This is a genomic window from Xylanivirga thermophila (genome assembly GCF_004138105.1).
Classification (GTDB): domain Bacteria; phylum Bacillota; class Clostridia; order Caldicoprobacterales; family Xylanivirgaceae; genus Xylanivirga; species Xylanivirga thermophila.
The window spans coordinates 1-15,202 of record NZ_RXHQ01000045.1 but is presented as its reverse complement, the minus strand read 5'-3'; the positions used below and the strand labels follow the sequence as shown (position 1 = coordinate 15,202).

At 39.6% G+C, this 15,202-nt stretch carries 15 protein-coding genes and 1 other annotated feature; all 15 genes read right to left on the bottom strand.

Features of this window, described 5'->3' with window-relative positions:
- On the bottom strand, positions 1-104 hold a 104-nt coding region (locus EJN67_RS13165), incomplete at its 3' end, for a GTP-binding protein (protein ID WP_165000881.1).
- A 25-nt stretch (positions 105-129) separates the two neighbouring features.
- Complete coding sequence (gene fusA, locus EJN67_RS13160; protein ID WP_129724901.1) at positions 130-2,196, bottom strand: elongation factor G; 2,067 nt, start codon at positions 2,194-2,196, stop codon at positions 130-132.
- Between the two features lie 57 nt (positions 2,197-2,253).
- Positions 2,254-2,724 (bottom strand): 30S ribosomal protein S7, encoded by a 471-nt coding sequence (gene rpsG, locus EJN67_RS13155; protein WP_129724900.1) that lies wholly within the window; start codon positions 2,722-2,724, stop codon positions 2,254-2,256.
- A gap of 54 nt (positions 2,725-2,778) precedes the next feature.
- Positions 2,779-3,153 carry a 30S ribosomal protein S12 gene (rpsL, locus tag EJN67_RS13150; protein ID WP_129724899.1) on the bottom strand — a complete coding sequence of 125 codons (375 nt, stop codon included), beginning with the start codon at positions 3,151-3,153 and terminating at the stop codon, positions 2,779-2,781.
- A gap of 87 nt (positions 3,154-3,240) precedes the next feature.
- Entirely contained in the window at positions 3,241-3,486 is a 246-nt protein-coding gene (locus tag EJN67_RS13145; protein WP_129724898.1) for a ribosomal L7Ae/L30e/S12e/Gadd45 family protein, read from the bottom strand.
- A 94-nt stretch (positions 3,487-3,580) separates the two neighbouring features.
- On the bottom strand, positions 3,581-7,165 hold the full coding sequence (gene rpoC, locus EJN67_RS13140) for a DNA-directed RNA polymerase subunit beta' (protein ID WP_129724897.1): 3,585 nt from the start codon (positions 7,163-7,165) through the stop codon (positions 3,581-3,583).
- Positions 7,166-7,197: 32 nt separating this feature from the next.
- Positions 7,198-10,905, bottom strand: a complete 3,708-nt coding sequence (rpoB, locus tag EJN67_RS13135) for a DNA-directed RNA polymerase subunit beta (RefSeq protein WP_129724896.1) — start codon at positions 10,903-10,905, stop codon at positions 7,198-7,200.
- Between the two features lie 397 nt (positions 10,906-11,302).
- On the bottom strand, positions 11,303-11,674 hold the full coding sequence (rplL, locus tag EJN67_RS13130; protein WP_129724895.1) for a 50S ribosomal protein L7/L12: 372 nt from the start codon (positions 11,672-11,674) through the stop codon (positions 11,303-11,305).
- Between the two features lie 50 nt (positions 11,675-11,724).
- Positions 11,725-12,252, bottom strand: a complete 528-nt coding sequence (gene rplJ / locus EJN67_RS13125) for a 50S ribosomal protein L10 (protein ID WP_129724894.1) — start codon at positions 12,250-12,252, stop codon at positions 11,725-11,727.
- Between the two features lie 17 nt (positions 12,253-12,269).
- Positions 12,270-12,406, bottom strand: a sequence feature (ribosomal protein L10 leader region).
- 9 nt (positions 12,407-12,415) lie between these two features.
- On the bottom strand, positions 12,416-13,108 hold the full coding sequence (gene rplA / locus EJN67_RS13120; RefSeq protein ID WP_129724893.1) for a 50S ribosomal protein L1: 693 nt from the start codon (positions 13,106-13,108) through the stop codon (positions 12,416-12,418).
- A gap of 51 nt (positions 13,109-13,159) precedes the next feature.
- Positions 13,160-13,585: a 50S ribosomal protein L11 gene (gene rplK, locus EJN67_RS13115; protein WP_129724892.1), complete on the bottom strand. Its 426-nt coding sequence runs from the start codon at positions 13,583-13,585 to the stop codon at positions 13,160-13,162.
- A gap of 44 nt (positions 13,586-13,629) precedes the next feature.
- Positions 13,630-14,166, bottom strand: coding sequence for a transcription termination/antitermination protein NusG (nusG, locus tag EJN67_RS13110; RefSeq protein ID WP_129724891.1), 537 nt, complete (start codon positions 14,164-14,166; stop codon positions 13,630-13,632).
- 55 nt (positions 14,167-14,221) lie between these two features.
- A complete protein-coding gene (gene secE / locus EJN67_RS13105; RefSeq protein ID WP_207208033.1) occupies positions 14,222-14,482 on the bottom strand; it encodes a preprotein translocase subunit SecE in 261 nt (86 codons plus the stop codon).
- Position 14,483: 1 nt separating this feature from the next.
- Positions 14,484-14,633, bottom strand: a complete 150-nt coding sequence (gene rpmG, locus EJN67_RS13100) for a 50S ribosomal protein L33 (protein WP_129724902.1) — start codon at positions 14,631-14,633, stop codon at positions 14,484-14,486.
- A gap of 130 nt (positions 14,634-14,763) precedes the next feature.
- A partial coding sequence (locus EJN67_RS13095) for an EF-Tu C-terminal domain-related protein (protein WP_243641317.1) occupies positions 14,764-15,202 on the bottom strand: 439 nt, incomplete at its 5' end.

Sequence of the window (15,202 nt, the reverse complement as noted above, 5' to 3'; positions counted from 1 at the left end):
ACAGTGGTTATTGCTGCTGTCAATGTAGTCTTACCATGGTCTACGTGACCTATTGTCCCTATGTTTATATGTGGTTTTGTTCTCTCATATTTTGCCTTTGCCATTTCGTTTCCTCCTTAATTCTTATTTTTATTTTGCAAGTACCTTTTCAGCTATACTCTTTGGTACTTCCTCATAATGTGAAAATTGCATTGTGTAATTTCCACGACCTTGAGTTCTAGATCTCAAATCAGTAGCATATCCAAACATCTCTGATAGCGGTACGAAAGCATGTATAACTTGGGCTCCTGAACGGTTTTCCATACCTTCTATTCTACCACGTCTCGAGTTTATATCTCCCATTACATCACCCATATATTCCTCAGGAATAACTACTTCTACCTTCATTAAAGGTTCTAGCAGCACTGGATTTGCTTTTTGCATAGCTCCTTTAAAGGCCATAGACCCTGCTATTTTAAAAGCCATTTCAGAGGAGTCAACCTCATGATAAGATCCATCATAAAGTGTTACTCTAGTATCTACTACAGGATATCCTCCAAGAATACCATTTGTCATAGCTTCCTGAATTCCTGCATCAACGGCAGGTATAAACTCTTTTGGAATAACGCCACCTACTATTTTATTTACAAACTCATAGCCACTACCTGGCTCTGTAGGTTCAACTTCGATCCATACATGTCCATATTGTCCATGTCCACCAGACTGGCGCACAAACTTACCTTCGCTTTTAACAGTTTTGCGTATTGTTTCGCGATAGGCAACCTGTGGTTTACCTACATTTGCCTCTACCTTGAATTCCCTTAGCAGTCTGTCAACTATTACTTCAAGATGAAGTTCACCCATACCGGCAATAATGGTCTGACCCGTTTCCTGATCTGTATATGTCCGGAATGTGGGGTCTTCTTCTGCTAATTTCTGCAATGCAATTCCCATTTTTTCCTGTCCAACCTTGGTCTTAGGCTCAATAGCTATCTGTATAACTGGATCAGGGAATTCCATAGATTCCAATAAAACAGGCGCATTTTCATCACACAAGGTATCACCTGTGGCTGTATCTTTAAGTCCAACAGCTGCTGCAATATCACCTGCACGTATTTCCGACATTTCTTCCCGATGGTTTGCATGCATTCTAAGAATACGACCAACCCGCTCACGTTTACCTTTTGTTGCATTGTATACATATGAACCAGCTGATAACACACCAGAATACACACGGAAAAATGTCAATTTACCTACATATGGATCTGTCATTACCTTAAAAGCTAATGCACTAAATGGCTCATCATCTGATGATTCTCTGACAATATCCTCTTTAGTATTTGCATCGCTACCCTTTACAGGCGGAATATCAATAGGAGACGGTAGATAATCAACAATAGCATTTATCAGTGCATGCACACCTTTGTTCTTATATGATGAACCACATAATACCGGAACCATTGTATTTGCTATTGTACCTTTTCTTATCGCCTTTTGTATTTCTTCTTCGGTTAACTCTTCGCCTTCTAGGTATTTTATCATTAACTCTTCATCTTGATCTGCTACAGCTTCTAGCAACTCAATACGATATTTTTGAGCAATTTCCTTCATATCATCGGGTATATCAGATGGTTCACTCAATGTACCCAACTCATCAACAAAGTAAAAAGCACAATTTTTAATTAAATCTATTGTTCCTTCAAACTGGTCTTCTTTACCTATCGGTATTTCAATAGGCACTGCATTGGCTTTCAATCTATCATGCATCATATCAACAACATTAAAGAAATCGGCACCAAGCATATCCATCTTGTTTACATAGGCAATACGCGGAACTGCATATTTATCTGCCTGACGCCAAACGGTCTCTGACTGAGGCTCTACGCCTCCCTTTGCACAAAAAACCGCAACTGAACCGTCGAGAACACGTAGGGATCTTTCGACTTCTACAGTAAAATCCACGTGCCCTGGTGTGTCAATAATGTGAATCACATAGCCTTTCCATGTTACTGTGGTAGCAGCCGAGGTAATGGTGATTCCCCTCTCTTGCTCCTGTTCCATCCAGTCCATAACTGCAGTACCTTCATGGGTCTCGCCCATTTTATGCACACGACCGGTATAGTACAGAATACGTTCCGTTGTTGTTGTTTTGCCAGCATCTATATGCGCCATTATACCGATGTTTCTAACTTTATCAAGTGTATAATCCCTCGGCACGTTATATCCTCCTTCTTTTTATAGCATAAACAAAACCCTTTTAAGATCTAACAAACATTACCACCTATAATGTGCAAACGCCTTGTTGGCTTCTGCCATTTTATGGGTTTCGTCTTTTTTCTTTACAGCGCCTCCTGTATTATTTGCTGCATCCATTATTTCTGCAGCTAGACGCTCTACCATAGTCTTTTCATTTCGTAGTCTTGCATACCTTACAAGCCAGCGTAATCCTAAGGTCTGACGTCTATCCGGCTTTATTTCCATAGGTACCTGATAGGTAGCACCTCCTACCCTTCTGGCCTTTACCTCTAAAACAGGCATAATGTTATCCATAGCTTGTTCAAATACCTCTACAGGGTCATTACCTGTCTTTTCCTGTATTATATCAAATGCACCATAGCAAATTCTTTGTGCTGTGCCTCTTTTGCCATCTTGCATAACTTGATTTATAAGCTTGGTAACTACCTTATTGCCATATATAGGATCGGGTAGCACATCACGTTTTGATACATAACCTTTTCTTGACATCCCATTCCCTCCTTTTTGCCCAAACTTATCTCTAAGCTGTTTATTTTTTAAGCATTACTTTTTAGGACGTTTTGCACCATATTTAGATCGTCCCTGCTGTCTGTTAGCCACACCTGCAGCATCTAGTGAACCTCTAACTATATGATATCTTACACCAGGCAAATCTCTTACTCTCCCGCCACGTATAAGTACCACAGAGTGTTCCTGTAGATTATGTCCAATACCAGGAATATATGCAGTTACCTCAAAACCATTTGTCAAACGCACCCTTGCTATCTTTCTAAGAGCTGAGTTAGGTTTCTTGGGGGTGGTAGTTTTAACAGAAACACACACACCTCGCTTTTGCGGGCAACCCTTAAGAGCTGGTGAATCGGACGGATACTCAGCATCTTTTCTCTTTTTCTTTATTAATTGATTAATTGTAGGCATTCCCCCACCTCCTTTCAAATATATATAAATACTAACATGAACGTTTAATGGGCACAATAAAAATTAGTTATGGGGGAGAAACAGTGGCTATCGAAGCAGAGCAGCTGTAGCAGCACCTACATCTATACCACAAGCCTCCCCTAATTCTTTCATAGAATCGACGAATGTGATGGGGAGATGACTCATTTCACAAGCTTCTACTATTTTTCTAGCAATATATTCGTCTATATCTTTAGCAATAAAGACTTCCTTAGCCTGCTTTTTTTCTATAGCTTTTAGAGTTTGCTTTGTACCCACTGTCCTTGCAGATGTACATTTTAGTTCCTCTAACATAGCCCCTCCCATCCTTTCATTACATAGAATATTTCATCGTTCTAACAACATACCCACATATTTTATCATTATACAATATGCGTGTCAATAATTGTTATACTGTTTTTACTACTTCCTTATTTTCATTATTCTCTCCAGAACTTTTCTCATCAGTAACTTCCGAATTAGCCCCATCAGAATAGATCTCTATATTCCTATATCGTCCCATTCCTGTTCCGGCAGGTATCAACTTTCCTATAATTACATTTTCCTTAAGACCTACAAGGGGGTCTACCTTTCCCTTTATGGCAGCATCGGTAAGTACCCTAGTTGTCTCCTGGAATGAGGCTGCTGATAGGAACGACTCAGTAGATAGTGATGCTTTTGTAATACCTAGGAGCACTCTCTTAGCAACTGCCGGTTGTCCTCCTTGCTCCATAACCTTTTCATTTTCTTGCTCAAATCTAAATATATCAACCAAGCCTCCAGGGAGCATGTCAGTATCCCCTGCATCCTCTATCCTTACCTTTCTGAGCATCTGACGTATTATTACTTCAACGTGCTTGTCACTTATATCAACCCCTTGCATTCTGTAAACCTTTTGTACTTCCTGCAACAGGTAGGATTGCACGCCCTTTACGCCTTTAATTTTGAGTATATCATGGGGATTTACAGAACCTTCGGTAAGCTCATCTCCCGCCTCCACATAATCTCCATCATTTACCTTTAGATGGGAACCATATGGTATGAGATATGTCTTACTCTCACCCCCGTCGTCATTTGTTACTATTGCCTCACGCTTCTTTTTAGTCTCATTTATTTTAACATTTCCAGATATCTCCGATATAACAGCCAGTCCTTTAGGCTTTCTAGCCTCAAAAAGCTCTTCAACCCTAGGCAAACCTTGAGTTATGTCATCCCCGGCTACACCACCGGTATGGAAAGTCCTCATAGTAAGCTGTGTCCCCGGTTCACCTATGGCCTGAGCTGCCACCGTACCTACTGCCTCTCCTACGTTTACTGCCAATCCATTGGCTAGGTTCATGCCATAACATTTGACGCACACGCCATGTTCTGTTCGGCAAGTTAGGGCAGATCTTATATAGACCTTTTTTATACCACATTTTACTATTTTCTCAGCTTTATCATGACCAATTTCACTATTTATTGGTACTATTACTTCACCGGTTTGAGGATTCAATATATCTTCCGCTGCATATCTCCCTACAATTCTGTCAAACAGGGGTTCGATGATGCCATTAGATTCTTTTATCTCCTCAACCCAGATACCTTTAATCTTTTCACCAGTTCTTGCAAAACAATCATCTTCCCTTACAATTACATCCTGACTTACATCTACAAGACGACGAGTTAAATATCCTGAGTCAGCAGTACGCAGTGCCGTATCAGCCAACCCTTTTCTAGCACCATGGGTAGATATATAGAATTCCAAAACTGTAAGTCCTTCACGGAAATTAGCTCTTATAGGTAACTCTATAATTTTACCTGCTGGATTAGCCATAAGTCCACGCATACCAGCCAACTGCCTTATCTGATTCATGCTACCACGTGCTCCAGAGTTTGACATCATATATACTGGATTATATACATCCATTGAATTTACAAGAGCTTTTGTAACCAAATCAGTAGCTTCATTCCATGTATCTATAACCCGCTCATATCGCTCTTCTTCCGATATAAGCCCACGCCTGAACTGCCTTTCAACAACCTTAATCTCATCATCGGCCTTCTTTAGAATCTCCTTCTTCTTCGATGGCACTACTATATCTGATACACTTATGGTAATAGCGCCCTTGGTAGAATAACGGAAACCTAATGCCTTTATATTATCAAGCACTATGGATGTCTGTGTAGCTCCATAGCGTCTATAACACTTATCTACTATCTTTGAGAGCATCTTCTTATCTGCTACATCATCTATTTCTAAATCAAATACCTGCTCTGGATCAGACCTATCTTTAAAGCCTAGATCCTGTGGTATGGCTTCATTAAATATCACTCTACCAGGAGTAACATCTATAATTTTATTTATCTTTTGTCCATCTATCTCCTTGGTAACCCGCATCTTAACCTTAGCATGAAGACCGGCTTCACCTGTCTGATAGGCCATTATAACCTCATCAGGACCTGTAAACACCTTGCCTTCACCCTTCTCTCCATCCCTTTCTATGGTTAGATAATAACTACCTATAACCATATCTTGGGTAGGACTGACAACAGGTTTTCCATCCTGCGGCTTCAATATATTATTTGCAGATAGCATCAAAAATCTTGCTTCCGATTGTGCTTCTACAGATAATGGAACATGTACTGCCATCTGGTCGCCATCAAAATCCGCATTATACGCGGTACAAACAAGTGGGTGTATCTTTAATGCCCGACCTTCTACCAATACAGGCTCAAAAGCTTGAATTCCTAGTCTGTGCAGAGTAGGAGCCCGATTTAGAAGTACAGGATGGTCTTTTATAACATCCTCAAGTACATCCCAAACCTCTGGCTTTATTCTCTCCACCATACGTTTTGCACTTTTTATATTATGTGCCAAACCCTTTTCAACTAACTCTTTCATTACAAAGGGCTTAAACAGTTCCAAAGCCATCTCTTTCGGCAATCCGCACTGGTACATTTTAAGTTCCGGTCCTACTACTATAACTGAACGTCCTGAATAGTCAACACGTTTACCCAAAAGGTTTTGACGGAAACGCCCTTGCTTACCTTTTAGCATATCGCTTAATGATTTAAGCGGCCTGTTACCAGGTCCAGTTACTGGACGCCCTCTGCGTCCGTTATCTATAAGCGCATCTACCGCTTCCTGAAGCATACGCTTCTCATTGCGTACAATGATATCAGGTGCACCAAGATCCAATAATCTCTTTAGACGATTATTCCTATTTATAACCCTTCTATAGAGATCATTAAGATCAGAGGTAGCAAATCTACCACCATCTAATTGCACCATTGGTCTAAGATCAGGTGGTATAACCGGCAATGCTTCTAGTATCATCCATTCAGGTCTATTGCCTGATTTTCTAAATGATTCAACTACTTCTAGTCGTTTTACTATCCTCACCTTTTTTTGTCCAGTAGCATCTTTAAGCTCGGTCCTAAGCTCTTTTGACTGCTTATCCAAGTCTATCTCCTGCAAAAGTTCTCTTACAGCTTCAGCTCCCATACCGGCTCTGAAAGCATTCCCATATTTTTCATAGTATTCTCGATATTCTTTATCACTCAAAAGCTGCTTTTTGACAAGAGGCGTTTCGCCAGGATCTATTACTACATATGAAGCAAAATACAACACCTTTTCAAGGGATCGCGGTGACATATCGAGGATAAGTCCCATCCTGCTTGGTATACCCTTAAAGAACCAAATATGTGAAACAGGTGCAGCAAGTTCTATGTGTCCCATTCGCTCCCGCCTAACCTTTGATCTGGTGACTTCAACACCACATCTATCACATATTATCCCTTTATAACGCACTCTTTTATATTTACCACAGTGACATTCCCAATCCTTTTGAGGGCCAAAAATTCTTTCGCAAAACAGCCCGTCTTTTTCCGGTTTTAAAGTACGATAATTAATGGTTTCTGGTTTTTTTACCTCGCCCTTTGACCACTCCCGAATTTTATCGGAGGAGGCCAATCCTATTTTTATAGAATCAAAATTATTGACATCAAACAAGGGCTTTCTCTCCCTTCATGCATTAATAGCTATCATTCATTATCATCGTCGTAATCTTGATCATCAAAATCATCTATGTCATCGAGGAGTTTTTCATCTATATCATCTTCCACATCATCACCAATATCCATGATGTCCAGATCCAAATCATTCAATTCCTCGTCATCCTCATCATCGCCAGGTTCACGCCCATCTATATTGATGTCCAATGGACTGGCATCGTCATCTTCCTCGTTTTCCTTTATGGCTATTTCCTCGTTTTGTTCGGATAATACCTTAACATCAAGGCCTAAACTTTGAAGTTCCTTTATAAGTACTTTGAAAGATTCAGGTACTCCTGGCTCTGGTATATTTTCGCCCTTTACTATAGCTTCATATGTCTTAACCCGTCCTACGACATCATCCGATTTCACAGTTAATATTTCCTGCAGAGTATGGGCTGCACCATAGGCTTCCAAAGCCCAAACCTCCATCTCACCAAATCTCTGACCACCAAATTGGGCTTTACCACCCAAAGGCTGCTGTGTAACAAGGGAATATGGACCAGTAGACCTTGCATGAATCTTATCATCGACTAAGTGATTAAGCTTTATCATGTACATATACCCTACTGTTACCTCATTTTCAAATGGTTCCCCCGAACGTCCATCCCTAAGCAATGCCTTACCAGTACGAGAAAAGCCAGCCTTCTCAAGGGTATTCATTATATCTATCTCGCTCGCACCGTCAAATACCGGGGTTGCAATATGCCATCCCAATGCCTTAGCAGCCAAACCCAAGTGCACCTCAAGTACCTGACCCAAGTTCATTCGAGAAGGAACACCCAATGGGTTTAATACTATCTGTAGCGGAGTACCATCCGGCAAATATGGCATATCCTCTTCAGGTAGTATTCTTGATATAACACCCTTGTTTCCATGCCTTCCTGCCATCTTATCACCAACAGATATCTTACGCTTTTGGGCTACATATACCCTTACAAGCTCATTTACCCCTGGAGGTAGTTCATCAGAGTTTTCACGGGTAAATACCCTTACATCAACTATAATACCTCCCTCTCCATGGGGAACCCTAAGAGATGTATCCCTTACTTCCCTGGCCTTTTCACCAAATATAGCACGCAATAGTCTCTCTTCAGCCGTAAGTTCAGTTTCACCCTTTGGTGTAACTTTGCCCACCAGTATATCTCCTGCTCTTACTTCTGCCCCAATGCGGATTATACCACGCTCATCCAAGTCTTTTAACGCATCTTCTCTAACATTTGGTATATCCCTAGTGATCTCTTCAGGGCCTAGCTTTGTATCCCTAGCTTCCGAATCATACTCTTCTATATGGATGGATGTAAACACATCATCCTTTACTAATTTTTCGCTTATCAATATGGCATCTTCATAGTTATAACCTTCCCAAGGCATAAACCCAATCAGTATGTTACGTCCCAATGCTATTTCACCAAGATCAGTAGAAGGACCATCGGCTATTACGTTCCCCTTTTCTACCCTTTCTCCTTCTTTAACAATGGGCCTTTGATTTATGCAGGTTCCCTGATTAGAACGAATGAACTTAGCAAGTTTATAAGTATGCACCTTGCCATCATCCGATTTAATAGTAATGTAATGGGAAGATACTTTGGTAACCACACCACTTTCTTTAGATAATAGCACTACACCAGAGTCCATAGCTGCCTTGTATTCTATCCCGGTTCCCACTATAGGCGCCTCAGGCTTTATTAGTGGTACTGCCTGCCTCTGCATATTTGCACCCATAAGGGCCCGGTTTGCGTCATCATTCTCCAGAAATGGTATCATTGAAGTTGCTACAGACACTACCTGTTTTGGTGATACGTCCATAAAATCTACATTATCTCTAGGTACTTCATGGATATCATCCCGTGTCCGAGCCATAACCCTTTCATCTACAAAATGTCCTTCTTCTGTTAGCGGTTCATTACCTTGAGCTATTGTATACTCATCTTCTTCATCGGCAGTCATATACACTATCTCATCTGTTACCTTTTTAGTTTCTGGATTAACGCGTCTATATGGTGCTTCTATAAATCCATATTCGTTTATCCTGGCATATGTGCTTAATGAGTTTATAAGACCTATATTAGGACCTTCAGGTGTCTCTATAGGGCATATTCTACCATAATGTGAGTGATGAACGTCACGCACTTCAAATCCTGCCCGTTCACGGCTAAGCCCCCCAGGGCCCAAGGCACTTAACCTTCGCTTATGAGTTAGTTCAGCTAATGGATTGGTTTGGTCCATAAATTGAGACAACTGACTGCTGCCAAAAAACTCCTTTATAGACGCTACTACCGGCCTTATATTTATAAGAGCCTGGGGAGTTACCACGTCTAAATCTTGTATGGTCATTCTTTCTTTGACCACACGTTCCATCCTTGATAAACCTATACGAAATTGGTTTTGCAGCAATTCCCCCACCGCTCGCAATCGACGATTACCCAAATGATCAATATCATCTGTATAGCCGATTCCATTTAATAGATGGATATTATAATTAATAGATGCTATAATATCATCTATAAGTATATGTTTTGGAATTAGACGATGGATGCTTGACTTGATGGCATCAACAAGTTCCTGTCCATCCAAACCTTGGTCCAATATCTCTTTTAGTGTGGGGTAATGTACCTTCTCATTTATGCCAATATCTGTAGGATCAAAATCCAAGTGATATTTTGCATCTACGAAGTTATTCCCTATTAGCTTTATCTCTTTTTCTTCAGCGATAGTTATAAACACCTCATTTATACCGCAATTCTGAATTTCCTTTGCAACTTCACGGCTTATTCTATCGCCTTTATTTACCAATATTTCACCGGTAATGGGATTTACAATATCGTTGGAGCTTATTTGCCCGGCAATTCTTGAACTGAGGGCTAATTTCTTATTAAACTTGTATCTACCAACCCTCGCTAAATCATAACGTTTTGCATCAAAAAACAAAGAATTTATAAGCTGCTTTGCACTGTCTATTGTAGGAGGCTCCCCTGGTCTTAATCTCTTATATATTTCTAAAAGACCTTCCTCATAGGATGACGTATTATCCTTCTCTAAAGTGTTAAGTATCAGCGTTTCCGTTCCTAACAATTCTTTTATTTCTGCATCAGTCCCATATCCCAATGCCCTTAAAAGTACTGTTATAGGTACCTTCCTTGTACGATCCACCCTTACCGACATAATATCGTTTGCATCGGTCTCATATTCTAGCCATGCTCCTCTGTTCGGAATAACAGTAGCTGAATAAAGTTTTTTACCATTTTTGTCCAATTCCATGTTATAATAGACCCCTGGAGATCTAACCAATTGGCTTACTATAACACGTTCTGCACCATTTATGATAAAAGTACCCTGTTCAGTCATAAGAGGAAAATCACCCATAAATACTTCTTGTTCTTTTACCTCTCCCGTAACCTTGTTTATAAGACGTACTTTAGCCCGAAGGGGCGCCGAATAATTGGCATCCCTTTCCCTACATTCATCTACCGAATACTTAGGTTCATCATCTAGCTTGTAATCTACAAATTCCAGTATGAGATTTTCGGTATAGTCCGTTATAGGGGAAATGTCGTCAAATACTTCTTTTAAACCCTCCTTTAAAAACCATTCATAAGATTTTTTTTGCACCTCAATTAGATTGGGTATCTCTAGAACCTCATCAATTCTAGAATAGCTCATCCTCGTACGCTTTCCCATTTTTACCGGATGTACCATGCACAACTCACCCCTCAAGTTTTATAAAAAAGCTTAATTAAAAGCTATTTGCCTTATGATCTAGCTTTTTTCGAAGAAACAATAATGCTTTTCCCATGCATTATAAAACAAAAAAAGCCAAAAAGCCCTGTCTTTTTAGAGCTTTTTTGGTATTTTATACTAAATAATATTACATACTAGTATTGCCAATTTTATTACATTTTATCCGCTCTTTACATAATTTCTATGAAGTTTTCGCGCAAAAACACTCATATAAATATACGCTAATGCAATTTATAATATTAACATACTAAAGGATACATGTCAATAGCATTTTGAATTTTTAAAAAATAAAGTGATAAAAAAACAAAAAGAGCCCCAGAAAAGAGCCCTTTTTGCCTTTCAAACAAGCCCATGCTTATTTTATCTCTATTTTTGCACCGACTTCTTCGAATTTCTTCTTCATTTCTTCGGCGTCCTGCTTGCTTACGCCTTCCTTTACAGCCTTTGGTGCACTTTCAACTAAATCCTTTGCTTCCTTTAGACCTAATTGTGTTATCTCTCTAACAACTTTAATAACCTTTATCTTCTGATCTCCTATATCAGTCAAAACTACATCAAACTCAGTTTTTTCTTCTTCTGCAGGAGCTGCGCCACCGGCAGGAGCTGCAGCTACAGCTACAGGAGCAGCAGCACTAACACCAAACTCCTCCTCTAAATCCTTTACTAACTCTGATAACTCTAGAACAGTCATATTCTTTATGGCTTCCATGATTTCCTGTTTTGTCATGTTAAAATACCTCCTAAAATTTTTAAAATTTAAATTTTTTATTTTTTTAGTTAAGCTTCCTGTGCCTTTTTTTCCTTAACTCCATTAAGCGCATATACCAATGCACGCATAGTGCCCGACAATACACCCACCAAATTGGTAATAGGAGCATTCATGCTGCCAAGCATCTTTGCAATAAGCTCTTCTCTGGATGGCAATTTGGCCAATTCCTTTATGCCTTCCACATCAATAATTTTGCCATCAACTACGCCTACCTTAAACTCCATCTTCTTATATTTTTTCATAGCCTCGGTAAGTATCTTGGCGGGAGCTACTGGATCCTCAACACCAAATGCAATTGCTGTAGGTCCAGCCAAATGGGGCATAATATCATTTAAGCCTAATTCTTCGGCAGCGATACTTATCAAAGTATTTTTATATACTTTATAATCAACTCCGGCTTGTCTAAACTCTTTTCTAAGCTCAGTAACCTCTTCTACAGTCAAGCCACGATAGTCTACTAAGATCGCACTGCTGCTTTCTGAAAGTTTTTGCTTTATCTCTTGCACTGCCTCTACCTTTTCCTGTTTAACTGCCATGCCATGTAGCACCTCCTTTTTGCATAATTAAAGCCCTCCCGCAAACCGCAAGAGGGCAGAATATACCACTTTAGGATACATAATCTGACCTCGGTAGGCATCTCTAATTTAAGCCAATGGCACCTACTGTCTGCGGTAGATAGCTATTATATTATTATATTTTTTAAACAAATTTAAGAGGGTTAACCTTTATACCAGGCCCCATACTGCTAGATATAACAAGATTCTTCATATACGTACCTTTTGCAGCAGCTGGTTTTGCCTTTATAATAGCTTCCATAAGCACTCTAAAATTTTCCAAGAGTTTTTGCTCATCAAAAGAAGCTTTACCAATCGGTACGTGTATTATACCAGCTTTATCAACCCTATACTCTACTTTACCAGCTTTAATATCCTGTATTGCCTTTGCTACATCCATAGTAACTGTACCGGACTTTGGATTAGGCATCAAACCCTTAGGACCTAATATACGTCCTATTCTACCTACTACACCCATCATATCAGGAGTAGCTACACAAACATCAAAATCAAACCAATTTTCATTTTGTATCTTTGCAACCATTTCTTCCGCGCCAACATAATCAGCACCGGCTTCCTCTGCTTCCTTAGCCTTTGCATCTTTAGCAAATACTAAAACGCTTATCTTTCGTCCAGTACCATGTGGTAATACTACTGCACCTCTAACTTGCTGATCAGCATGGCGAGGATCTACACCCAATTTTACGGACACCTCTACTGTTTCGTCAAATTTAGCCTTGGCAGTTTCTTTTACAAGTTTTATACTCTCTTCAGGATCATATAACTTTGTACGATCTATGAGTTTAATAGCATCTTGATACCTTTTTCCTCTTTTCATTTATAAACCTCCTCTGTGGTCATATCGGTAAAATTACCTCCCACTTTTTTGTCACTCTTCTACAGTAATACCCATGCTCCTAGCTGTACCTGCAACCATACTCATAGCTGCTTCAAGACTAGCGGCATTTAAATCGGGCATCTTTATTTCAGCAATTTCTTGAACTTGCTTTTTAGTTACTTTAGCTACTTTTTCAGTATTTGGCCTTCCAGAAGCCAAATCAATACCGGCTGCCTTTTTAAGCAAAATAGCTGCAGGAGGAGTTTTGGTAATAAATGTGAATGATCTATCCTGATATACTGTTATAACTACAGGAATAATCATACCTGCCTGTTTTGCAGTTCTTTCATTAAACTCCTTACAAAATCCCATAATATTAACACTATGTTGACCAAGTGCAGGGCCAACTGGCGGGGCTGGCGTTGCTTTGCCGGCCGGTATCTGTAATTTTATTATACCCGTTACCTTCTTTGCCATGTTTACACCTCCTTAACTTTTATCAACTGTTTCAACTAAGTATGCTATATCTTCTGAATTTGATCATACTGCAACTCAACCGGGGTATCCCTTCCAAACATCGAAACAGAAACCCTTACCTTTTGTTTGTCAGGAATTATTTCCTCTATTACACCTATGAAATTTTCCAAAGGACCAGAAATTACCCTGACATTATCACCCACATCGGCATCCAGCTTAATAGGAATATCTTCTACCCCCATCATTCTAACCTCGTCATCTGTAAGAGGAATAGGTTTTGAACCCGGCCCCACAAACCCAGTTACACCACGTGTATTTCGGACAATATACCACGACTCATCCGTCATTATCATCTTAACCAACACATAACCTGGAAATATTTTTCTTTGTACAGCCTTCTTCTTCCCATTTTTTATCTCTATCTGTTCCTCTAATGGCACTGCAACTTCAAATATTATATCATCCAGATTACGATTTTGTATGGTCTTTTCCAGGTTTGCCTTAACCTTGTTTTCATACCCTGAATAGGTATGAATAACATACCACTTAGCATCTACATTTTGTACATCTTTATCTGACATAAACTAAGGGCCAAGTATTTTTGACCTGACCCCCCCCTCCTTCTCTACGAGATTACTACTTAAGCAATGGACTTAAGAGTTTAACTACTACATAATCCAGGGCACCAATTATAGCAGCAGAAAGCAATATAAAGAGAATTACCACACCCGTATAATTGGTAAGCTCTTTAAAGCTAGGCCAGGATACTTTTTTCATCTCAGATGAAACTTCCCTAAAGAATTTAGCAATACTTCTTTTCTTTTTAGGTTTGCCAGCTTTTTGAGCAGCCTTTTTAGAGCTGTCCTTTTCAGCCATGTGACTCACATCCTTAACCACTTTATTTGGTCTCCCTATGAACAGTATGTTTCCCACAGAATCTGCAATATTTACGCATTTCTAGTCTATCTGGGTCATTTTTTTTATTTTTCATAGTATCATAATTACGCTGTTTGCACTCCGTACAAGCCAAGGTAACTTTCACCCTCATCATCTACACCTCACTTACACAATTCAAAGTAACACAATATAATTTATCATACAACTAAATAGCTGTCAATATAAAACATTTGAATACACAGACATCCTTTGGATATCCAAAGGATGTCTGCTATTATAAATTATTCTATGATGCTGGCAACTACACCTGCACCTACTGTTCTTCCACCTTCACGTATAGCAAATCTTAGTCCTTCTTCTATTGCTATTGGAGTTATTAATTTTACTGTCATGGTAATATTATCTCCTGGCATTACCATCTCTACTCCCTCGGGCAGATCAATTACTCCTGTTACGTCTGTTGTTCTCAAATAAAACTGGGGTCTGTATCCATTGAAGAATGGGGTATGTCTTCCTCCCTCTTCCTTGGTTAATACGTATACCTCTGCCTTAAAGTGGGTATGAGGATGTATACTACCTGGCTTTGCAAGTACCTGACCTCTCTCTATGTCTTCTCTTTGTATACCACGTAATAGTGCACCAATGTTGTCACCTGCAACTGCTTCATCAAGTGTCTTTCTAAACATCTCTACACCTGTTACTACTGTCTGTTTAGGTGCA